Below are 23,244 nucleotides of genomic sequence, written 5' to 3'. Positions count from 1 at the left end.
TAAGTTAAGTCTGAATTTTTATATATAAAAGTGTTATAATATCATAAAATGGAATTAGGGGGTTGTAATTACATGAAAAAAGTTAAAATAATAGATTTAAAGAAAAATCATTTTAATGAAATTGCAGATTTCATACTTCCGTTATATGAAAAAGATCCTATGGAATTTTTATATATAGGACCTTCTGGAGACTATGTAAAGCAAATCGCAGAAACTTTAACAAGAAAAATCGATAAAACATTAAATAGAGATGCTTTTAGAGTTATAAATCAATATATTGTTGAATTATTTAAAAAATATGAGCCATCATCACTTTTTATAGATAGAGATTTTTTAAAGGCTTACATTGCAAATGAATTAGAAGATTTAATAGAAAAAGAAAAAAATAATGTTCAATTTGAGAAATACTTAAAAACTCTCTCAAAATCAAAAATGTCAATAGAATATCTCCTCGAAATATTTGAAAAAAAATGGGAAATATCCAGGATTTCTGATAAAGATATTTTAGAAAATAATGAATTATACTTGGAAATGGATAAAGACATAGAAAGTGATGATAATCTATTTAAATTATATAAACATTTAGAAGAAAAATTAGAAGATATATTAAATACAAAATTTGATAATTCAAAATCAATTAATAAAAATTATGATCAAATAAGTATATATAAATGGTTTTATGAAGATTTTGAGATAAAAAGACTAGGTAAAACTCTAGTGATTGGTGGTTTTTTTGATTTACCTCCAATACTTATTAATGTGCTAAAAAAATTATTTTCTCTATTTGACAATGTATATTTTTTAGCCTGGTCTTTAAATAACGATGAATCTTTTGATAGCTTAAAAAAAATTTTACTCTTTTTAAGAGAAAACGGATTTGATATAGAAGAGAAAAAAACAAATTTAAAAAAGTTATTTAAAGATACTAATGTTTTTAAAGCAGAATTTAAAAATAATATTCTGGAAATAGAAAATATCGCTAAAGAAATAAAAAGAAAAATATTATATGAAAACTATGAACCAAAAGATTTTGGAATAATAGTTCCGGATTTTCAAACCGCAACTTCTTTAGCAGATTTTTTTGAAGAAATAAAAGTTCCATATAGGTTAAAAAATGATATTTCTTTATCTGAAAGTCTTATTGTAAATAAATTATTATTACCGTTAAAAGTAATATATTCTGGTTATGAAGTTAATGATTTGCTTGCTTTAATAGAAGCTGGATATGCCAGTGAAAGAACCTTATCCATTGATGAAATTGAAGATCTTTTAAAAAAATTAAATCTTTATTTTGATTATCCTAAATCATCTTTAAAATCAAGAAAAGAAAAGTGGTTAAAAAGAATTAATGAATATTTGGATGGAGTAAAAAAAGAATTATTATCTTCTGATGAAAAAGAAAGACTTGAAAAATCAAAAAAAGAACTCGAAGAATTAAAAAATATATTTTTAAATTTATTCAATCTCCTAGAAAATTTGGTTAAAAAAGATTTTGAATTATCATATTATAGAAAACTACTAAATAACTGGATTAATGAAAAAATTATTGATATTAATAATATCGAAAAAGTAGAAAGTGAATTAAATGCTTTATATAAATTTCAAGAAGTTTTATTAAAAATAGAAAAAAATCTTGAGAAACTTATATCAGGAAATATAAAACTTTCAAAATTTTATAATATCCTTTTAAGTTTAATAGAAACAGAAAAATATAGAATATCAGAAAGATATTCTAACACAGTAGAAATTTTTACATTAAACGATTCTAGGTTTATACATAAAAAATACAAATTTTTCATTTCATTTAGCGATGATAATTATCCTTCAATAGGAATAAATCCATTACTTTCTTATATAACAAAAAATGATTATTATTCTAAAATTTCTGAATTACAATTTAGAGAAAATATGTATATTTCAATGTTGTTCGCAGATAATGTAATAATAACGTATCCAAAAGCCACTATATCCGGAGAAGAAATCTCAATTTCATCATATGAAAGCGATTTAAAAAAAATATTTGAAATAAAAGAATATATATTCTTTTCAAAAAGTGAAGAGATAATTCCAAATAATACCAATGAAATCTATTCTCTAGAACAAGCTGCATTATATTATACTTACAATAATTTAAATTCAAATATAGAAAAAATAAATAATATTATAGACCAGATTAATGAATTAAAAACTTTGAAAAAAAATATTTCATGGAATTTAGATGAATATATTAAATTAAAAGATATTAGTCATAATAAAATCTCAACATATGTAGATTGCCCTTTTAAATATTATTTAAAGTACATAGCTAAAATAAAAACAAATAAAGATTTTTTTATATTCTATGTAGGAAATTTAAAACACAAAATAATGAAAAAGTTATTTGATAAATATCCAACATATAATTCAATAAAAAGTTTAGTTGAAAATAAAGATGAATTATACAATGAAATAAAAAATATAGCAAATGAAGAATGGGATAAGTCTGGCGTTGAGGAATTAAGGACATATAAAATAATTAAAGAAATAGAAATAGAAGACATTTCAACAGAACTTTCTAATGTCGTTGATACATTAATTTCTCATTATATTTTCTTCGGTTCTCCAAAAAACAAAAACAAAGATGATTATTCATTAAAATACCAAAAAATAATTGAAAGTGAGTATTCTATTAACGGAAAATATAATAAATATAATTTAATTTCAAGAATTGATAGAATAGATGAAATGAATGAAACCTTAAATTTTGAATTAAAAGAAAAGAAAAAAAAGAATGTTTTTGAATTAACACCTTCAAAAAAAGAAGAGAAAAAAGCCTATTCTATTATTGATTATAAAAATAAATCAAGCTTCCAAACAGAACAACTACTGTTCTATTATTTAACACTTTCAAATAATGATATATGGAATGAAAAGATTGTAAAAAATCCTGTATTTCTAAGTTTTTTACCAATGAGTAAGGAAAATGATAAATATAAATCTTTAAAATGGATAAAAATTGAAAACAACTTTGTATATATAAAATATCCAGGAAATTCAAACGCATATGAGAAAATAGATTTTAAAGAATTCACAAAATGGTTGGATAATATAATTAATTCTATTGAAAATACAAATTTCCTTCCTGCTTTTACCTATAAAAAAGAATTATTAAAATATAGATTTTTAGATGAATTATCAATTAAAGGATATAAGGTACAAAACTCTAACGAAAAATATTATTCATGTAAAATAGGAAATGACGGAAAATGTGAATTTTATAGATTCTGTAGCTTATTTCAATGGTTAGAAAATATAACTCTTAATGAAAGAAAACATTTAACAAAAAGTGACATAGAAAAATTAAGAGGTGAGAACATTGACTAAAAACTTAAATATTGATGATTTAAAAAATAATTTAGATAAAGACTATTTTATTTCCGCCTCTGCTGGTACAGGAAAAACTTATACAATTACAAAATATTATTTATCTATACTTGAAAAATTTGAAAAAGAAAATAATCCGGACATAGTTCAAAATATCCTTGCTGTTACTTTCACAAATAAAGCTGCTGGTGAAATGAAAGAAAGAATTTTAGAAGAAGTAAACAAAAAATTGGAAAAAAATAAAAATTATAAATATTGGAGACAAATAAAAACAAATTTAAATAGAGCATGGATTACAACAATAGACAGTTTTTGTTCTAAAATACTAAGAGAAAATAATATAGCAATTGGAGTAGATCCGAATTTCACAATAATAAACGAGTTAAAAATGGAAATAGAGATAGAAAAATCTGTATATAATACTTTAAAAATATTATTTCAATTATATGAAAACAATAATATAAATATAGAAGAATTAATATCCTTCTTACCTATTGAAAGAAGAGAAACTGTAAAAACATTCATAAATGAATTACTTTCTGATTTAGTAAAATTTAATAATTCACTGAAATATATAATCCAGGAACTTAATTTAGATATCTTTAAAAAAGTTCTTTCCGAAACATTGCAAAATTGGCGAACAGAAATGAAAAAAAGTGAACTTCCAGAAATAGACTTAATAAACAAAGATTTTAATGATGTATTGTGGCTATTCAAAATTTCTCTATTAATCGCTCAAGAAATATATAATGTTTATACAGAAGATCAATTCCAATTTGATTTTAAAGGTGTTCTTGATAAAACATTGGAAACTCTTGAAGATAAAAATATACTAAAAAAATATCAAAATAAATTTAAGTATATAATAGTGGACGAATATCAAGATACAAACTTTCTACAAAAAGAATTATTTGATAAAATACATCAAAAAGGGCATAATTATATTTTTTACGTTGGCGATAGGAAACAGTCTATATACCGATTTAGAGGAGCAGACGTTTCAGTATTCGCTGTAACAGAAAAAGAATTTAATGAAAACTCAAAATTCCAGTTAAACATAAATAGGCGTTCAAATGCTGAAATAGTCGAATTCGCTAATGATTTTTCTAAAAATGTTTTATTCAATGAAAAACTATTAAATTCATATGAAAACATAAAGAAAATATATCCTGATATTTTTAATAATTTATTATATAACGAATCAAAAGATAAATCCCATTTTGAAGCAAAAGATACAAAAGATATTATTCCATCTATCACAAAAGATGATAAACATAGAATAAAATATATTATTGCAAATGATGAATATCAAACTATTGCAAAAACTATAAAATCATTGGTAGGGGAAAAATTAAAATTCAGAAAAAGAATAAATGGAACTATTGCTTTTGAAGAAAGAGAAATACAATATAGAGATATTGCTGTATTACTAAGAGAATTAAAAAATTCAGAAGAGAATATAAGAAATGTTTTTAAAGAATACAATATTCCTTTCTATATTTTAGGAAGTAAATCCTTTTACGATAAAAATGAAGTTCAAACAGTATTTTATGCACTTAATGCTATTGAAAACCCTCATAATGATTTTAATTTTTCAGGTTATATGATGTCTTTAATGGTTGGAATGCCATTTAAAAAATTAAACGGGCTAGTAAATTTAAAGATAAAAAATGATTTCAAATCATTATATGAAACTGCTGAAAAGACAAATATCCTTTCAAATAATGAAAGAATTGGGTTTGACATATTAAAAAAATATGTGGAATTAAAATATTATTTAAAACCTACAGTTATTCTTAAAGGGATAATATCAGAAACTAATTATTTATCACGATTAACTGTATTACACGATTCACATTACGCAATAGCAAATGTGAAAAAATTGTTAAATGAAGCAGAAAAATACAATACATTAGCAGTATCTTTTTCAGAATTAATAAGACTATTAAGAAAAACTTCAGAACTTTCAGAAGGTGAAGCTGCTATTGAAGATGAAAAACAAAATGTTGTAAGAGTGCTAACCGTTCATAAATCAAAAGGTCTAGAATTTCCTATTGTAATACTAGGGGGCTTAGGTAAAAAAAATGATCTAAACACAGAAGATAAAATTGGAGATAATATTAATGTATTAAATGAAAAAATAGAATTTTCTCTGCCAGAAAATAATATTAGGTATTTTGTACTAAAAAAGCTATTCTTAAAAAAGGTTAAAAATATAGATATATCTTCTATAAGCACAGAAGATAAAATAAAAATACAGTTTGGAGAAAAATTCTTAAATATATTTGATATTAACAAATTCCTTGAAGACACTGAAATACTAAGATTACTATATGTTGCTATTACTAGACCAAAAGAAATGTTAATACCAATTATTCCATTAAATGGAAAAGATAAAAAAAGCCCTTCAGAAAAATCATCTGCTGCCCTATTTATGAAATCAACATATGAAAAAAAGGATTTAATTTCAGAAAATGAAATAATTTTTGAAGATCAAAAATTAGAAGAAAAGACTGAAAAATTTTTAGATGATATTAATGAAAAAAATTTATCCGATTTAACAGCATATGCTTATAAAAAATATATAGCCCCAACATATATTATTAATGAAATGAAAAAAGAAGAAAATTCTGAAGATTTAACAGAAGAAATTTATATAGATATTAAAGATTTTTTTGAAAATGAAGATTATTTATTAAAAGGAACTGAAATGCATGCTATAATGGAGGGAATTACAAGTTTCAACCAAATAAAATATTTAATTAAAAATGAAAAATTACCAAAAGCTCTTGACAATGACTTAATAAAAAGATTATTTGAATCAAAAAAATTTAAAACTGAATGGAGATTAGTAAAAAGAATGGTTTTAAATGGAAAAGAATATATGATATTTGGTGTTCCTGACAGAGTAATTTTTGATGAAAATAACAATATTGAAGTTATTGATTACAAATATTCTGATTTATCAAACAAAGAAAAAATAGAGGATTATAAATTTCAATTGCAATTCTATATGTATCTATTAAAAGATTTTGGTAATCCACAAAAAGGATATGTTATAAGTTTAAAAAACGGGAAGATATTTGAAATTGAACCTGATAAAGATTTCGAGGAACATTTAAAAGAAATAATTCCTACAATTTAAAATAGCCTGGAACCCCAGGCTATTTTAAATTGTAATTAAATTTCCATTTTTGTCAAATCTAAATTTTTTATCTCCTATTACTACCCCAAAAGAATTTATTACCACATTTTCAAACTCTTTATCTCCTATTATATATTTTCCTATAAATGCCCCATTATTAAAGTGACCTTTAAAAACACCGTCACCAATTTGAATAACTAGCTCATTATCTATTATTTTAAATGATTTTATATATTTCTCATCATCAGCTGTTTTAACGATAACATCTTTCGCAAATGATTTATCAGTTGCTTCAAACCATTGCCAATCAATAGTAAAAACATAATTATCATTTTCATCCTTTAACAAAGAAACATGATATCCATTACCTCTATTATTCCCATTCCAAAACTTCTTAATTGTACCTTCATATTCAGCTCTATTTTCTCCTAATTCATCCATTTCTATAATTTCTTTATATGAAAAATTATCATCGGAAATATATTCTGGTTCATCCCACCATTCCATGAATTTCTTTTTATAATGAGTTAATTCATTATCAACTCCTGTTGAATCAATCGTTACTTCTTCTAATGCCGAATACCATATTAACCCTATATTGCCTGTAGTTGTAAAAGCATTGGATTTGCTAATATTACCATTTCTCATAAATCTAACAACAGTTTTAGTTTTTGTACTCCATAAAAACCCATCATCAGCATCAATATAAGTTATTCCAGAATTTATTGACCCATCTGAGGCTGCTTCTGTATAAAACTCTTCTGACAAAATTTCACTAAAAAAAGTATTTATAGTTGACTTGGTATGCGAATAAAAATAGATATTAGTAGAAGTTGCAGGATGTGGTATTACTTCCGGATAAATATATTTATCTATATTACTTAAAACAGCTGGAACGTCAAACATTGCATATCCCACATTGGAATTCCAGTCCTCTTTTTGTTCTATTATATCTCTATCAACAATACTACCATCAGAAAGATATGTTTTATAATCTATCAAATTTTCTAATTTAAAATCCCAAGAGTCATGTGAAATCTTATATTTTTCGTAATCATAATCAACAGAAAGATCCAAATATGGTTCTAAATATAAATCTATTAAATATCCTGTAGAATCATCGCTTAAAGTTGTTGGGGTCATAAAAAAAGCTGCCCTAACATTAGACCCTTCACCATAAAAATTATCAAAATATCCCGTAGATGGAACTCTTACATAATCCTTATCATCTTTTTTATATTCTAAATAAACATCATCTGGTGTTTTATCTTTTAGAACATCTATATTTTCCACATTTACTGTTTTAGATATTGGAATTTTATCCATTTTTTTCCCTCGAGCCAATCCTATAATTGTTTGTGTAATTGGTATATAGTCTCTTAAAGACGAAATTTCTTTTGCAATATCATAATTACTTTTCTTAACTTCACCCTTATTGAATACACAACTACTTAGAAATAAAGCTAAAATTAAAATACTTAAAATAATTTTCTTCATTTAAACACCACACTTAAAATAATTTCATTTTTCTTCTTATTATTATTTTATAATAATTATATAAAAATTATATATCAATCAAATTACTTTAACATAACCAATAATTCTTCAAGACTTTTTCTTTCGTATTTTGGTTTGGGATCAGCAGAATAACCAATAGGAAGTATAACTTCCAACCTATAATCCTTTGGAACTTCCATATATTCTGAAATCTCATTATAATTTGAGGGTGTATATGTAACAGTAGATAATCCCTTTTCTTCTAAAGCTAGCAATAAATATCCTAAAGATAGCCAAACAGACTCTTTTGAAAATGGCGACTTTTTATTTGAATATACAAAAAGCAAATACGGGGCTTCTGACAAAAAAGGTTTTTCCCACGAAAAGCCTTTTTCATCAAGCCATTCTCTCAATTTTCCCTTAGAATTTTCATAAAATGATTTTTCTCCTTTTTCACAAATCTCTCTAATTTTATTTTTTTTATCATAACTTGAAACTAAAACATACAACCATGGCTGATCATTTTTTCCAGAAGGTGCTTCTTTTGCAACTTCAATAGCATATTTTATATCTTTAATGTCTGGAATTTTTGAATCAAATTTTCTAACAGTTTTTCTGTTTTTAGCTAATTCAAATAAATTCATCAAACCACCTCTATATCATATTTTATATTATAATCACTTTCATATACAGCTTTTTTTGCAAGTTCATCAGCTAATTCATTATATTTATCTCCTGAATGAGATTTTATTTTATTAAATTTTATTTTAAAAATAGAAGAATAATAATCATATCTCTCTTTATAATATTTTGTTAACTCTGTATTTGTTTTCCATTCACCAATTGCCCATTTTTCTATACCTTCATAATCATAATTAATTTCAATACATTTTAAATTTTCTTGCTTTGCATATTCAAATGCCAATAATGCAGCAAATATTTCCCCAGCAACATTTCGATGTTTTAAAAATTTTTCATATGCAAACCCTTTCCAATATTTTTCTACATTATCTTCCTTTATAACAATAAAACCAGATCCAAATTTTTTTAAATTATTATCATAGCTACCATCTATATATATTTTTAGACAATTATTCGTTTTTACTTCATGCTTTTTTTCTTGAGTTAAATCTTTTTTTTCAAAAATTGAAAGAAATTCTTCTGCTATTTTTTTATTTGTAGTTTCTAATATTCTCATAAACGTTGGATCATAATCCTTATTATAATACAACTGAACTTTCAAATAATCATTTCCCTTTTTTATATAATACACTTCATGGTATTGAAAATGTTCAATACCAATTATCTCAAATAATTTTTCTTTTATCTTTTCTCTAAAAGCAAGGTATAGTTCTTTTAAAGACGTATTAAAAAAACTTAAATTATATGATATATTTATTTCTTTCTTTATAATAAACTCATTGTATATTTTTAATTTATTATTTTGAAATAATTTAAAAGGTAATTCTTTAATAAATACCCTCTCCTTAGCACGAGTAATAGATGTATAAAGCCATTTAAAATATTCTTTAGTTTTGATAGAATTAAAGTAACTTGTATCAATAAAAACTCTATCCCATTCACCGCCTTGAGCTTTATGCGCAGTAACCGCATAACCATATTTCACATGAAGAGCATTAAAGTATGGATCAAATTCCAACATTTCAAAAACATATTCCTCATATAACCCTGTCTTTTGATATATTTCATTAAGACACATACTATATAATGCTTTCTTTAAATTTAAATCTATATCTGTAGACTTTGAAAATAAAGAATTCACAAAAACTTTAAAAGTTATTCTCTCATTAGAAAAAATATTTTCTAATATCAAATCATAAAATTCTAATACAATATGTTCACTTTTTCCTAAAAAAGCATCTTTCTTTTCATGATTCAATATTTTAATTACTTTAAAGAATTCACCGTTAAAAATAGTCTTATTATTAAAATATATATTTTTTGTGTTTAATAAAACATCTCCTATTTCGATACTGTTTTTAAAATTCAATTTTTTTCTTATTTCAACATTATATTTTAAAGATTTTTCATTTGTTGAACAAATAATAATATCCTTTCCTGGTTTTGAATAATTATATTTCTCGGTAAATTTTTCTTCTTTTATAAAGTCATTATTATATTCAAATTTCAAATCAAAAAAAGTTTTTCTATCTATATGATTTTTTATTGTAATAGCATTTTTTAAAATATAACTATCTTTTTTTTGTCTAATTACTTCATTAAGAATTATCTTTTCACCTTTTAAATCAAAATTTTCTTCTATATATTTTCTATCTAATGCAGGAGAACTATTCGATCTTATTGGTGGAAGCTGATATTCATCTCCTAAAAAAATTATTTTATTATTGTTTCCAAATTTAACATATGTCACCAAATCTGAAAGTAATTTACCACTTCCAAAAATAAGATTTTCATCTGACAAATTAATATCAGAAATCATCGAACTTTCATCAACTATAAAGATTGTATTGTTTCGAGGATTTTCTTTTAATTTAAAAAATATTTTTATTTCATCTTTATCAAGATTAATTTTTTTATCAAAAAAACTATATATATCACTATGAATTGTTTTTGTTTCAAATCCAGATTTTTCGTGAAGAATTTTTGAGGCTCTTCCTGTTGGAGCAAGCATTATAAAATTTATATGTTTTCTATTTAAATATCTAGCATATTGAGAAATTAAAAATGTTTTTCCAGTTCCAGCACCGCCTTGAATAATTAAAAAATCTAAAGAATTTATTATAAACTTATCTAATTCATTAGATAAATATTCTTGATCCTTGGTAAGGGTATAATTATATAAAAAATCTAAAAACATATTTTTTCACCTTATTTTTTTATTTTTATTATTATATCATATCTTACCAATATCTTTTCTATAATATTTATTTTCAAATATTACTTTTTCTAATGATTGGTAAGCTTTTTTTCGTGCATTTTTTAAATTTTTATCTGTTTCTACTACAGAAAGAACTCTACCGCCGTTTGTTAAAATCGTATCATTTTCTACTTTTGTGCCCGCATGAAAAACTTTTATATTATCATTTATTACTATTTCTTTATCTTTTTCATATTTCATTGGATAACCTTTTGAAGCTAAAACAACACAACAAGAAACCTCATCTTCCCACTCTATATCTATTTCTTTTAATTTTTTCTTTAAAATACTATCAAAAATTTCATATAAATCTGTTTTCAAAAGAGGCATCATAGCTTGCGTTTCTGGATCTCCAAATCTTACATTGTATTCAAGAAGATATGGTTCATTGTTTTGAATTATTAAACCAAAAAATAAAACTCCATTATATACTAATTTTTCATTCTTTATTCCTCTAATTGTTGGCATAATAATTTTCTTTTCAATTTTTCCTAATAAATCTTTATTTAACTTAGGATGTGGAGATATTGCACCCATTCCGCCAGTATTCAAACCTTTTTCGCCTTCATTTATTTTTTTATGATCCATAGCACTTTGAAAAATTTTATAATTTTCTCCATCTAATAATACAAAAACTGACATTTCATAACCTGTTAAGTATTCTTCAATAACAATTTTTTTACCGGCCCCATTAAAGATATCATTAATCATAAAATCTGTCAAAACATTTCTAGCTATTATATAATTATCTGCTATAACAACACCTTTACCAGCTGCTAATCCATCTGCTTTTATTACTATTGGAAAATCTTCAATATTTTTTATATATTCTAATGCATCTATTATGTTATCAAATGGTTTATATTTTGCAGTTTGAACACCATATTTTTCAGCAAATTTCTTTGCATATATCTTACTACCTTCAAGTATTGAAGTATTTTTATCTGGCCCTATAATATTTAAACCTTCTTTTTTAAATTCATCAACAATTCCTTCTACTAAATATTTTTCTGGTCCTACTATAGTTAATTTTACATCATTTATTTTTGCAAATTTTATTATTTCATCAGTTTCTTTCATATTTATATTTTCACATTTTTTTTCGAGTTCAGTACCACCATTTCCAGGAACACAGTAAATTTTCTCAATATTATCATTTAGAGATAATTTCCATGCAATTGCATGTTCTCTACCGCCATTCCCTATAATCATTATATTCATTCTTTCACCTCATTAAATTCAAAATCAATGTTTAAAATGTCGCATATTTGTAAATACCATAGAAATTCCTAATTCATCAGCCGTCTTAATAGAATCTTCATCTCTAACAGACCCACCTGGTTGTATAATTGCCTTTATATTATACTCACCTGCTTTTTTTACAACGTCATCAAACGGAAAAAAGGCATCTGAAGCTAAAACAACCCCATCTTTAGCTCTATCTAATGCTTCAATAGCTGCCCATATTCTATTTGGTTGTCCTGTTCCTATACCTTTTGCCATTTTACCCTTTGAAACAACAATAGCATTTGATTTAACATGTTTTACTACTTTAAAAGCAAAAATCATATCTTCAATTAAATATTCTGGTATAGTTTTTTTAGTTACAATATTCAATTTTTCAAATAACTTATTATCTCTTTCTTGAATTAATAAACCACCATCTATAGATGTATATTCAAATTTTTGAGATGGTTTTATTTTTGCTTTTATAATTCTTAGATTTTTCTTTTTTTTGAGAATTTCTATAGCTTCATTTTCAAAATCTGGAGCAATCACAACCTCTAAAAAAATCTTTTTTATCTCTTCTGCAGTTTCCTTCGTTACTTTATGATTAAATGCAACTATTCCTCCAAAAATCGAAATAGGATCGCACTCATATGCCCTCATATATGTACTTAAATTGGTATCTCCTGCAGCAACACCACAAGGTGTTTGGTGTTTTAATGCACAACATACATTTTCTTCAAATTCATTAACCACCTTCCATGCAACATCAATATCCTTCATATTATTATATGATAATTCTTTACCATTTAATTTTTCAAAATTCTTAAAAAAACCTTCTTCCATAGTATTCTCATAATATACTGCCTTTTGGTGTGGATTTTCCCCATATCTTAATTCTGTTTTCTTTTTAAGGGGCAAATTCATATATATTGGAAAATCTATATTTACTATTTTATTAAAATACATAGAGATAACTGAGTCATAATATGCAGTTAAGTTAAAAGCTTTAGCAGCAAGATATATCCTTTTTTCATAATCAATATCATTTAAATTTTCAATAATAAAATTTATATCTTCAGGATCCACTAATACAATAGTATTTTCAAAATTTTTCGCAGCTGCTCTTATTAACGTAGGGCCACCAATATCTATATACTCACACAATTCAGATGTATCTAATTCTTCTTTTAATTTCTCTTCAAAGGGATAAAGATTAACATAAACTAAATCTATTTTTTCTATATTTAAATCTTTTAACGTTTTTTTATCCTCTTCAATATCTCTTGCCAAAATTCCTCCGTGAATTTTTGGATGTAATGTTTTTACTCTTCCATTTAGTATTTCTGGAAATTTTGTTATTTCTTCTACTTTTGTTACTTTAAAACCTTTCTCTTCAAGATAATTTGCTGTTTTACCTGTTGAAATTATTTCATAATTATTCTCAATTAATGTTTCAGCTAATTTATCTATATTATCTTTATAATACGCAGAAATAAGTGCCCTTTTCATATTAACCCCCTTACATATTTCTTAAAATTTTATCTATTACTTTTGGATATAATTTATGCTCTACTTTGTGTATTTTTTCTTCTAAAGATTCTAACGTATCCTCATATTCTATTTTTACAATATCTTGGGTAATAATTTCCCCACCATCAAGTTCATTATTTACATAATGTATAGTAACACCAGTATATTTAACTCCATAATCAAAAGCTTTTTTTATAGCATTTAGTCCCTTAAAAGCAGGTAATAAAGATGGATGAATATTTATTATTTTTCCAGAAAAATATTCAACAATATAATCTGGAAGTATTCTCATATAACCGGCTAACACAATTAAATCCGGATTTTCATTTTTTAAACATTCAAACAGTTTTTTATTAAAACGCTCCCTCTCCCTATAATATTCATAATTTACTATTTCATAATCAATATATAATTTTATTGCTCTTTGTAAAGCATATGCTTTTTTATTATCGCTTATTAACTTTATTTCATATCTATTCCTTAATTTTCTAACAATAGCCTCAAAATTAGAACCATTTCCGGATGCTAAAACTACTATTTTCTTCTTCATAATATCGCCTTCCTAAAAATTTATCTCAACCTTTTTCTCACCTGATCTCACAATACCTATTTCAATAATTTCTTCATTTTTTAAAAGTTGCTTTACCTTCTCTAAATTTTCTTTAGGTAATACATAAATCATACCGATTCCCATATTAAAAACATTAAATGATTCTTTTAATGAAACACCTGCATTTAAGATATCTATAAATATATCATCAATTTCCCACTTAACATCAATTTTTGCACTTAATCCTTCAGGTATTATCCTTGATAAATTACCTTCAATACCGCCACCAGTTATATGAGCTGCAGCATTTATATAATCTTTTACTAACAATGTTTGATTTACCATTATTTTTGTTGAAGCTATTAATTTTTCTGACATTTTTATTTTTTCTTGTTCTAATAATTTTCTTACAAGAGAATATCCATTTGAATGTATTCCATTTGATTTTAGACCTACTAAAATGTCCCCTTCTTTTACTTTAGACTTTCCTAAAATATTGTTTTTATCCACTATTCCAACACCAAATCCTGCAACATCAACCTTATCATTAATTAATAAACCAGGAAGTTCAGCAGTTTCACCACCAATTAATTTACAATTTAAACTTTCTAATATTTCTATTAAATAATTTAAAAATGATTCCCCATCTTTACTATTTAATCTTCCAGTAGCATAATAATCAAGAAAAAACAACGGTTTTGCACCAACGCAAACAAGATCATTCAAAACCATACCTACGAGATCTTGGGCTACAATATCCCATCTCTTTAGCTTTTCTAATAAAAGCATTTTTGTTCCAATGCCATCAGTTGAAGCTACCAACATTGGATTCTCATATTCATTTACCAATTCATTTATAGAAAATAATCCTGCATACATATCAGCATTTTCCTTTAATTTATTCTTTATTCCACTCAACATATTATTAGCTTCATTTATATTAACTCCACTTCCTATATAATCCATATTCTCACCTTCCTAAAAAGCAATGAAAACAATAATCATTGAATTCTTTTTTCAACATTTCTTTTATACCTTCTAATGAAACATATCCAATAGAATCAGCATTAAAATATTTAGCCATTTCTTCTAATGTATTATTTGCTGCAATTAATTCTTTAATATCAGGAATATCAACACCCCAATTACAAACATTAACCACTTTTGGACTAGCTATTCTAATATGAACTTCTTTAACTCCTGCCTTCCTTAGCATAGATACTATTTTTTTCATCGTTGTTCCTCTTACAATTGAATCATCCACAAGAACAATTTTTTTATCTTTAATCACAGGCATAATTGGAGGAAGTTTCCTTTTCACTCCAATTTCTCTGTCTAACTGATTTGGATTAATAAATGTTCTACCTATATATCTATTTCTCATTAACCCCATTTCTATTGGGATTTTACTTTCTTGTGAATAACCCAAAGCTGCTGAAAATCCACTATCTAAAACAGGAACAACTATATCTGCATTAATTGGGTGTTCTTTAGCACATAATTTCCCAAGCTCTTTTCTCATTAAATGTACATTCTTACCAAATAAATTCGAATCTGGCCTTGCAAAATAAATATGCTCAAAAAAACAATATCTTTTTTCTTCGCTTTCAATTTTATATCTTTTTATTCCTTGTTGAGAAAATTCAATTGCTTCTCCAGGCAATACTTCATATACTTTATCTTGATCAGGATTCAAAAAATTAAAACCACTATCTTCAGAAGATATATAATAGCCATCTTCTGAAATATAATAGTATAGTGGCCTATAACCATATTTATCCCTTATTGCAATTATTTTATCATTGAACAATAATAGCAATGAATAAGATGGAGAAATTTTATTAAAAATTGCTTTTGCAACGCTTTCTAAAGTCCATTCTGATATTTTTTTGTTTAAATTTTTTATTAGCATATGTAAAATAATTTCAGTATCGCTTTCTGTTAAAAATATAGTTCCTTCTTTTTCTAACTCATTTCTCAATTCTTCAGCATCTTCAATCTGTCCATTATGTGCTATAGCAAAATGTTCATTCATATATCTCACATGAAATGGTTGTGAATTTTGAATTTCTGATTTTCCTTTCGTTGAATATCTCACATGTCCAATGGCTATATTACTTTTTAACTTTCTTAATATTCCATTATTAAAAATATCCGAAACCATCCCCATTTTCTTATATACTTTTATTTCATTTTTTGTAGAATATGCTATACCCGCAGATTCTTGTCCTCTATGCTGGAGAGAAATCAACCCTTCAACTGTATACAAAATAGCATTATCTTCCTTTTTTAAAAATGTCCCATATACACCACATTCTTCCATCAACATTATTACTCCTCCATATACTGAGCAATTGAGTTAAAATATATTTTTTCTATTTCATTATAATTCAATAATCCAAAACCTAAATCTATTCCATAATCATATGGCATAACTTCACCAAGATATTTATAATCAACATAATTATTAACCAAATATTTTTCTAATAATAAAGCTTTTTCTGTAGAAACAGATACAACAAATCGAGATTGATTTTCTCCAAATAATTCTTCAATTGAATTTCCTAAATTGCCATTAAATCCTTTTTCCCCATTCAAACATGATTCTAATATATTTATAGCTAAACCACCTTTTGAAACATCATGAACTGAATTTACAATTTCATTCTCGATTAAATAAAGAATTATTTTGTGCAACTTTAATTCTAATTCAATATCAACAATATCAATTTCTCCACCTATAAATCCCGATAAAATTCTTTGATATAAACTACCACCTAACTTTTTATAATCCAAATCGACCTTACCTATTAAATAAACCTTATCAGTCGGGTTTTTAAATAACATATTCATTTTCTTATTTACATCTAATTCTCCCACCATTCCTATCACAGGTGTTGGTAATATAGCTTTATCTCCTGATTCATTATAAAAACTTACATTACCTCCTGTAACTGGAATTTTTAAATAATTGCAAGCTTCAGTAATTCCTTCTATACTTTTTTCAAATTGCCACATCACCACATCATCTTCAGGATTTCCAAAGTTCATATTATCAGTAACTCCTAAAGGTTTAGCACCTACTGAAATTAAATTTCTTGATGCTTCAAATACAACATTTTTACTCCCTTCATATGGATCAATATAGGTATATAATCCATTCCCGTCAATAGTAACAGCAATAGCCTTATTTGTATTTTTTATCCATATAATTGAAGCATCTGCTTTACCAGGAGTTATCAAAGTATTTGTCCCAACCTTATAATCATATTGTTCAAAAATCCATGATTTGTTCGCTATATTCAAATTATTCAATATCTTATACAAAGCATTTTTTAAGTCAATACTTATTTTAAATTGCTTTTTTCTTATTTCTCCTATATATTTTGGTTCTTCTGTTTTCCTATACATAGACGGTGCATCAACAAGCGAAGGTATAGGAATTTCGGATAATAATTTATTTTCTTTTAAAATTCTAATATTTTCTCCTTCAATAGTCTTACCTATAACTGCAAAATCAAGAAAATATTTTTTTGCTATATTTTCAATCTCTTTTTCTGTACCAGGTTCAACTAAAAATAACATCCTTTCTTGAGATTCAGATAATAATATTTCCCATGCATTCATATTTTTTTCTCTTAAAGGTACTTTATTCATATATAATTCACAACCTAAATTGCCTTTAAAAGACATCTCTGAAGATGAACTCAAAATACCAGCTGCTCCCATATCTTGACAAGCTAAAACGCCATTTAAATCAAGAATCTCAAGAGTTGCTTCTATTAAATTTTTTTCTGCAAAAGGATCTCCAACTTGAACAGAAGGTCTTTCATCTTTACCAGATAGCTCTTTCGATGCAAAAGATGCTCCATGAATACCATCTCTTCCTGTTTTAGACCCAACATATACATATAATTTTTCTGGTTCTTTTGATTTTGATGAAGCTAAATTCTCTTTTTTTACAAGACCAACACACATAACATTAACAAGTGGATTAGAATTATAACTTTCGTCAAAAAAAGTTTCTCCAGCAATAGTTGGAACACCTATAGAATTACCATACCCACTAATTCCTGAAACAACACCTTCAAATATATTCTTTGAATTCTTATCTATTCCAAATCTTAAAGAATCTAGCAAAGCTACTGGCCTTGCACCCATTGCTAAAACATCTCTAACAATTCCACCAATACCTGTTGCAGCTCCTTGATATGGTTCTACTGCACTTGGATGATTATGACTTTCCACCTTAAAAACAACTGTATAATCATCAATAGTTACATAACCTGCATTTTCATCTTCTATACTTTTAGGTAATTTTTTTAATAAATCTTTTGAATGTTTATAACCACAATGCTCTGACCATTGAGCAGAATACATATATACTTCCAATTCGTTAGGCTCTCTATTTAAATCCCTTATTATTTTTTCATATTCAAAATCCTTTAAACCTAATTCTTTATACAATTTATTCATTTTCTAAAGACCTCCTAATAGAAAGAAGAATTTCCAACCCATCTCCATTCCCTAATAACTTAACCGAATTTCTTTCTGGATGTGGCATCATCCCTAAAACATTAAACCTTTCATTATATATCCCAGCAATATCATCTATAGAACCATTTGGATTTTCAATATATTCAAAAGCTATTAAATTTTTCGTTTTTAATTCTTCATAATTATCAATATAATAATTCCCTTCAGCATGAGCAATTGGAATTGTTAATTTTTCTTTTCTTATATACTTTGAAAATTTCGTTTTATTATTAACACTTTTAACTTCAACATCCTTACATATAAACTTTAATGATTTATTTTTAGTTAAAGCACCGGGAAGTATTCCTGCCTCTGTTAAAATTTGAAATCCATTACAAACTCCTAAAACCAAACCTTTATCTTCTTCTACATATTTTTCTATATGTTTCATAACAGGTGAAAACTTAGCTAAAGCTCCTGCTCTTAAATAATCACCATATGAAAATCCCCCAGGAATAAATATAAAATCATAATCATTTACTTTTTCGAAATCATGCCAAACATATTCAACATTAAAACCTGCCATTTTTAAAGCAAATTCTGCATCCCTATCACAATTTGTACCCGGAAAAACTATTATTCCAGCATTTATCATATTTCTATCTCCTTTAAAAGTTTTAATTCATAATTTTCCAATATTGGATTAATCAAAGAATTATAAGTTATGTTATTCGCTAAATTCTTAGCTTCTTCTTCATTATCAGCACTTATTTCAAAAGTAATTAATTTACCAAATTTCACATTATCTATAGGATATTCCATTCTTTTCAAAACTTTTTGAGTTGCACTCCCCTGAGGATCTAAAATACCTTCTTTTAATGTAATTAATACTTCAAAAATATATTTATTCATAAATCTATCCTCCTTAAGAAATTTGTATATTCATCTATTAAATCACCTTTTTCTTCCCTGTAAACATCTTTATCTAAAGATTCCATTGTATTTTTATCCCAAAACCTGCATGTATCTGGTGAAATTTCATCTGCAAGATACAATTTTCCATTAGCAATTCCAAATTCCAATTTATAATCCACAAGAATAATATTTTTTGTATCAAGAAATTGTGAAAGTATATCATTAATCTTTAATGAATACTCTTCAATCTTATTTAAAAATTTTTCTTCTACAAGATTTAAAGAAAAAATAACATCTCTACATATCATAGGATCCCTTAAATCATCATTCTTTAATGAATATTCAACAATTGGCTTTTCTAATTTCACTCCTCTTTCAATACCATATCTTTTACAAAAACTTCCTGCTGTATAATTTCTTACGATAACTTCAAGAGGGATTATTTTAACTTTTTTAGCAATAAAAGCATTTTCGTTAAAATCTTTAATAAAATGTGTCGGTATCCCTTTTTCCTCCAACATTTCAAAGAAAAATGTAGTAATTTTTTTATTTATTTTTCCTTTTCCAAGAATTGTATCTTTTTTTTCACCATTAAAAGCTGTCACATCATCTTTAAAATAAACGACTACTTCACTTTCTGTATTTTCAAATATCTTTTTAGCCTTTCCTTCATATAATAGTTTTAAATTCTGAAGTCTCATTTTTTCTCCTCCAAATCTAGTATTCTCTTTGTAAAATAGGCTGCATTTTTCATCCCATGATCTCCTATACCCATAGTTCCAACAGGAACTCCTTTAGGCATTTGAACAATAGAAAGAAGAGCATCAACTCCATTAAGAGGGCCGACATCACGGGGGACACCTATCACAGGAAGAGAAGTTAAAGAAGATACAACACCAGGAAGCGCGGCAGAAAGTCCAGCAACAGCAATAATTACTTTAAAATCGGAAGATAAATTTTTTATATACTCTGTTAGCTCAATCAAGTTTCTGTGCGCGCTAAAGATTTTAAATTCATATTCTATGTTCCATTCATTAAAAAGATCCAAAGCTTGTTTTACAAAATCTTGATCAGATTTACTACCTGCAACAATTAACACTTTTGGCATAATATACCTCCTCAAATTATTTTAAAAAAACAAAAACGCCTCTCAGGAAGAGAGGCGTGATTATAGATAACAAAATCCCACACCCCTCTTCCTGTAGTCAGGTGGTTCTCGGCCACCTGGTAGAGACTCCCGAGCCATATTCCCAGGATTATACAGGAAGAGGATAAAAATTTAATATTAAATTTTTAAATACTACATCGTGATTCTATCAAAAAATTCCAAAAATGTCAATATATTAAATTAGTATAATTAAAATAAATATTTTTAATTATTTACTTATTAACGGATAAAAATTCTGGATCTTGATATGCAGGATTTGGATATTTATAAAACCCTTCTCCTGTTTTAATACCTTTTTTACCTTTATCTATATAGTTTTTCTTACAATATTCCGCCATTTTTAATGATTCCTCATCATTATTTAATTTTCCATTTCTTAATGCAATATTATATACTGTATCCATACCAACCATATCAATAATACCAAACGGACCTATTTTCGCACCTGTGCTAATCATCCAAGTTTTATCAATACTATACGGATCTGATATACCTCTAAAAAGAAGTGTTCTTGCTGCTTTTAATAATGGAACCAACAATGAATTCAATACATATCCCGGTTGTTCTTTATAAATTGGTATAGGTATCATCCCTATATCTGATGCAAATTTTAATACTATATCAAAATATTGTTTATCAGTTTTATCATGCATCATAACTTCTCCAATATTTGCATCCCAAACTGGATTAGCAAAATGCAACGCTAAAAATTTTTCTGGTCTTCCCGTATATTCTGCAAACATACTTGGCAGCATTGTTGAAGAATTTGTTGTGAATATTGTCTTCTCAGGTGCATATTTTGATAACTCAGTGTAAAAATTCTTTTTTATCTCTTCTACTTCAGGTATAGATTCGCTTACTAAATCTGCATTTTCAACAGCTTCTTTCAAATTTGTAGTATAATTCAATCTTGAAAAAGTATCTTCTATTTCCTCTTTAGTTGCTCCTTTCTTTTCTTCAAATAACTTTGCAAACTGCTTATGAAATTCTTTACCAGCTTCTATTCCTTTTTCAAAAGCATCATATACTATAACATTAAATCCATTAAAAGCAACTTGCCAAGCAACTTGTGACCCCAACACTCCCGCACCAGCAATCATAACATTTTTTATTTCCACAAAACTCACTCCTTCATAATTTTAATAAGAATATATATACATTAATAATATTATACCTTTTTATATATATTGTCAATAGTTATTAACTTTATCTTATTTATTGTAATAATATTTTATTTTTTATTTAGTTTATTTTAATTTAATAATAATAAATGAATTTATATATTATCATTATTAACAAAATAGTATTTTTAAATTGTATTATTTTTAATATAAATTTAATGAACAAAAAATAAAAAAATAAAACGCATAACTGCGTCTTATTTTTTATTACCACTAAATTATATTGCTATAATTGTAGCTTTATCTCTTTTCAGAGAGGAGTTACTTTCCGAGAAATCATAGATTTCAGCGATGATTCCTCGGTTTCCTATTGGTTTCTATCTCTTTCAGAGAGGAGTTACTTTCCGAGAATGGTTTCTTATTAATAAAAGAACGAAAGAAAAAGTGCAGTTTCTATCTCTTTCAGAGAGGAGTTACTTTCCGAGAAAAAGAACAATTAGTAACGGAAATAGCATTGCCAGAGTTTCTATCTCTTTCAGAGAGGAGTTACTTTCCGAGGAACAGTGTGGGAATGCCGAAACAATGTTTTCGGCAAGGCGTTTCTATCTCTTTCAGAGAGGAGTTACTTTCCGAGCTAATAGTGGGGATTATAAAGAAGTAATAAATGACTTAAATGTTTCTATCTCTTTCAGAGAGGAGTTACTTTCCGAGTATGAAAAATATAGCTTTACCCACCCCAGTTTTGAGGAAAGTTTCTATCTCTTTCAGAGAGGAGTTACTTTCCGAGTTAGGCGACGACCTTGACATCTGGTTTAAAAAATACCCAGATGTTTCTATCTCTTTCAGAGAGGAGTTACTTTCCGAGAAACCAGAGAGATTATTAAGTGATTTAGAAGAGAAATTTGGGTTTCTATCTCTTTCAGAGAGGAGTTACTTTCCGAGAATGACGCCGGGAAAAACGGTAGTTTTTTACATGAGATAAGTTTCTATCTCTTTCAGAGAGGAGTTACTTTCCGAGACATTAGGGGGAAAATCGGGTCTCGAACGGTAGAACCGTAGTTTCTATCTCTTTCAGAGAGGAGTTACTTTCCGAGAAATGTATGAAATGAATTTCATGGAAAACTCGTATGATTAGTTTCTATCTCTTTCAGAGAGGAGTTACTTTCCGAGAAGAGAACTAGGGATTTCTTTATTAACAATGATGGAAATGAGTTTCTATCTCTTTCAGAGAGGAGTTACTTTCCGAGTAACACTTAAGTTCATTAACGGCAAAACCTTGGTTGTTCCAGTTTCTATCTCTTTCAGAGAGGAGTTACTTTCCGAGAAAAATATATCGAAATAATTGTCAAT

General features: G+C 26.2%; 16 protein-coding genes, 1 CRISPR repeat array and 1 riboswitch. Of the genes, 2 read left to right on the top strand and 14 right to left on the bottom strand.

Features of this window, described 5'->3' with window-relative positions:
• The first annotated feature begins 72 nt into the window (after positions 1 to 72).
• On the top strand, positions 73 to 3,363 hold the full coding sequence (locus ACYQ44_RS03885) for a PD-(D/E)XK nuclease family protein (protein ID WP_459995362.1): 3,291 nt from the start codon (positions 73 to 75) through the stop codon (positions 3,361 to 3,363).
• Positions 3,356 to 6,508 (top strand): UvrD-helicase domain-containing protein, encoded by a 3,153-nt coding sequence (locus ACYQ44_RS03880; protein ID WP_459995360.1) that lies wholly within the window; start codon positions 3,356 to 3,358, stop codon positions 6,506 to 6,508. The genes ACYQ44_RS03885 and ACYQ44_RS03880 overlap by 8 nt, the downstream gene beginning before the upstream one ends.
• Before the next feature lie 24 nt (positions 6,509 to 6,532).
• Here ACYQ44_RS03880 and ACYQ44_RS03875 read toward each other — a convergent pair whose 3' ends face one another.
• The 14 genes from ACYQ44_RS03875 to ACYQ44_RS03810 all read right to left on the bottom strand — a co-directional run bounded on the left by ACYQ44_RS03875 (position 6,533) and on the right by ACYQ44_RS03810 (position 21,891).
• Positions 6,533 to 8,005, bottom strand: coding sequence for a hypothetical protein (locus ACYQ44_RS03875; protein ID WP_459995359.1), 1,473 nt, complete (start codon positions 8,003 to 8,005; stop codon positions 6,533 to 6,535).
• Between the two features lie 83 nt (positions 8,006 to 8,088).
• Positions 8,089 to 8,649: a nitroreductase family protein gene (locus ACYQ44_RS03870; protein ID WP_459995358.1), complete on the bottom strand. Its 561-nt coding sequence runs from the start codon at positions 8,647 to 8,649 to the stop codon at positions 8,089 to 8,091.
• Positions 8,649 to 10,844, bottom strand: a complete 2,196-nt coding sequence (locus ACYQ44_RS03865) for an AAA family ATPase (RefSeq protein ID WP_459995357.1) — start codon at positions 10,842 to 10,844, stop codon at positions 8,649 to 8,651. Before ACYQ44_RS03865 ends, ACYQ44_RS03870 begins: the two co-directional genes overlap by 1 nt.
• A gap of 36 nt (positions 10,845 to 10,880) precedes the next feature.
• Complete coding sequence (gene purD / locus ACYQ44_RS03860) at positions 10,881 to 12,125, bottom strand: phosphoribosylamine--glycine ligase (RefSeq protein ID WP_459995355.1); 1,245 nt, start codon at positions 12,123 to 12,125, stop codon at positions 10,881 to 10,883.
• A gap of 24 nt (positions 12,126 to 12,149) precedes the next feature.
• Complete coding sequence (gene purH / locus ACYQ44_RS03855; RefSeq protein ID WP_459995354.1) at positions 12,150 to 13,643, bottom strand: bifunctional phosphoribosylaminoimidazolecarboxamide formyltransferase/IMP cyclohydrolase; 1,494 nt, start codon at positions 13,641 to 13,643, stop codon at positions 12,150 to 12,152.
• 10 nt (positions 13,644 to 13,653) lie between these two features.
• Positions 13,654 to 14,214 carry a phosphoribosylglycinamide formyltransferase gene (gene purN / locus ACYQ44_RS03850; RefSeq protein ID WP_459995352.1) on the bottom strand — a complete coding sequence of 187 codons (561 nt, stop codon included), beginning with the start codon at positions 14,212 to 14,214 and terminating at the stop codon, positions 13,654 to 13,656.
• A gap of 12 nt (positions 14,215 to 14,226) precedes the next feature.
• Positions 14,227 to 15,180, bottom strand: a complete 954-nt coding sequence (purM, locus tag ACYQ44_RS03845) for a phosphoribosylformylglycinamidine cyclo-ligase (RefSeq protein ID WP_459995350.1) — start codon at positions 15,178 to 15,180, stop codon at positions 14,227 to 14,229.
• Between the two features lie 4 nt (positions 15,181 to 15,184).
• Positions 15,185 to 16,543: an amidophosphoribosyltransferase gene (gene purF, locus ACYQ44_RS03840; RefSeq protein WP_459995348.1), complete on the bottom strand. Its 1,359-nt coding sequence runs from the start codon at positions 16,541 to 16,543 to the stop codon at positions 15,185 to 15,187.
• 2 nt (positions 16,544 to 16,545) lie between these two features.
• Positions 16,546 to 18,690, bottom strand: a complete 2,145-nt coding sequence (gene purL, locus ACYQ44_RS03835; protein WP_459995346.1) for a phosphoribosylformylglycinamidine synthase subunit PurL — start codon at positions 18,688 to 18,690, stop codon at positions 16,546 to 16,548.
• Positions 18,683 to 19,342 carry a phosphoribosylformylglycinamidine synthase subunit PurQ gene (gene purQ, locus ACYQ44_RS03830; RefSeq protein WP_459995417.1) on the bottom strand — a complete coding sequence of 220 codons (660 nt, stop codon included), beginning with the start codon at positions 19,340 to 19,342 and terminating at the stop codon, positions 18,683 to 18,685. The genes purL and purQ overlap by 8 nt, the downstream gene beginning before the upstream one ends.
• Positions 19,342 to 19,602, bottom strand: coding sequence for a phosphoribosylformylglycinamidine synthase subunit PurS (purS, locus tag ACYQ44_RS03825; protein WP_459995344.1), 261 nt, complete (start codon positions 19,600 to 19,602; stop codon positions 19,342 to 19,344). Before purS ends, purQ begins: the two co-directional genes overlap by 1 nt.
• On the bottom strand, positions 19,599 to 20,306 hold the full coding sequence (purC, locus tag ACYQ44_RS03820; RefSeq protein ID WP_459995342.1) for a phosphoribosylaminoimidazolesuccinocarboxamide synthase: 708 nt from the start codon (positions 20,304 to 20,306) through the stop codon (positions 19,599 to 19,601). The genes purS and purC overlap by 4 nt, the downstream gene beginning before the upstream one ends.
• A complete protein-coding gene (locus tag ACYQ44_RS03815; RefSeq protein ID WP_459995341.1) occupies positions 20,303 to 20,713 on the bottom strand; it encodes a 5-(carboxyamino)imidazole ribonucleotide mutase in 411 nt (136 codons plus the stop codon). Before ACYQ44_RS03815 ends, purC begins: the two co-directional genes overlap by 4 nt.
• 74 nt (positions 20,714 to 20,787) lie before the next feature.
• Positions 20,788 to 20,889: riboswitch (purine riboswitch) on the bottom strand.
• A gap of 96 nt (positions 20,890 to 20,985) precedes the next feature.
• Complete coding sequence (locus ACYQ44_RS03810; RefSeq protein WP_459995340.1) at positions 20,986 to 21,891, bottom strand: 3-hydroxyacyl-CoA dehydrogenase; 906 nt, start codon at positions 21,889 to 21,891, stop codon at positions 20,986 to 20,988.
• Positions 21,892 to 22,267: 376 nt separating this feature from the next.
• Positions 22,268 to 23,218: a CRISPR direct-repeat array (repeat unit 36 nt; unit sequence GTTTCTATCTCTTTCAGAGAGGAGTTACTTTCCGAG).
• Between the last annotated feature and the right edge of the window lie 26 nt (positions 23,219 to 23,244).

This window comes from Marinitoga arctica, from assembly GCF_054657315.1.
Note: the sequence above shows the minus strand (reverse complement) of the source record. Positions and strands in the feature narration are given on the sequence as shown.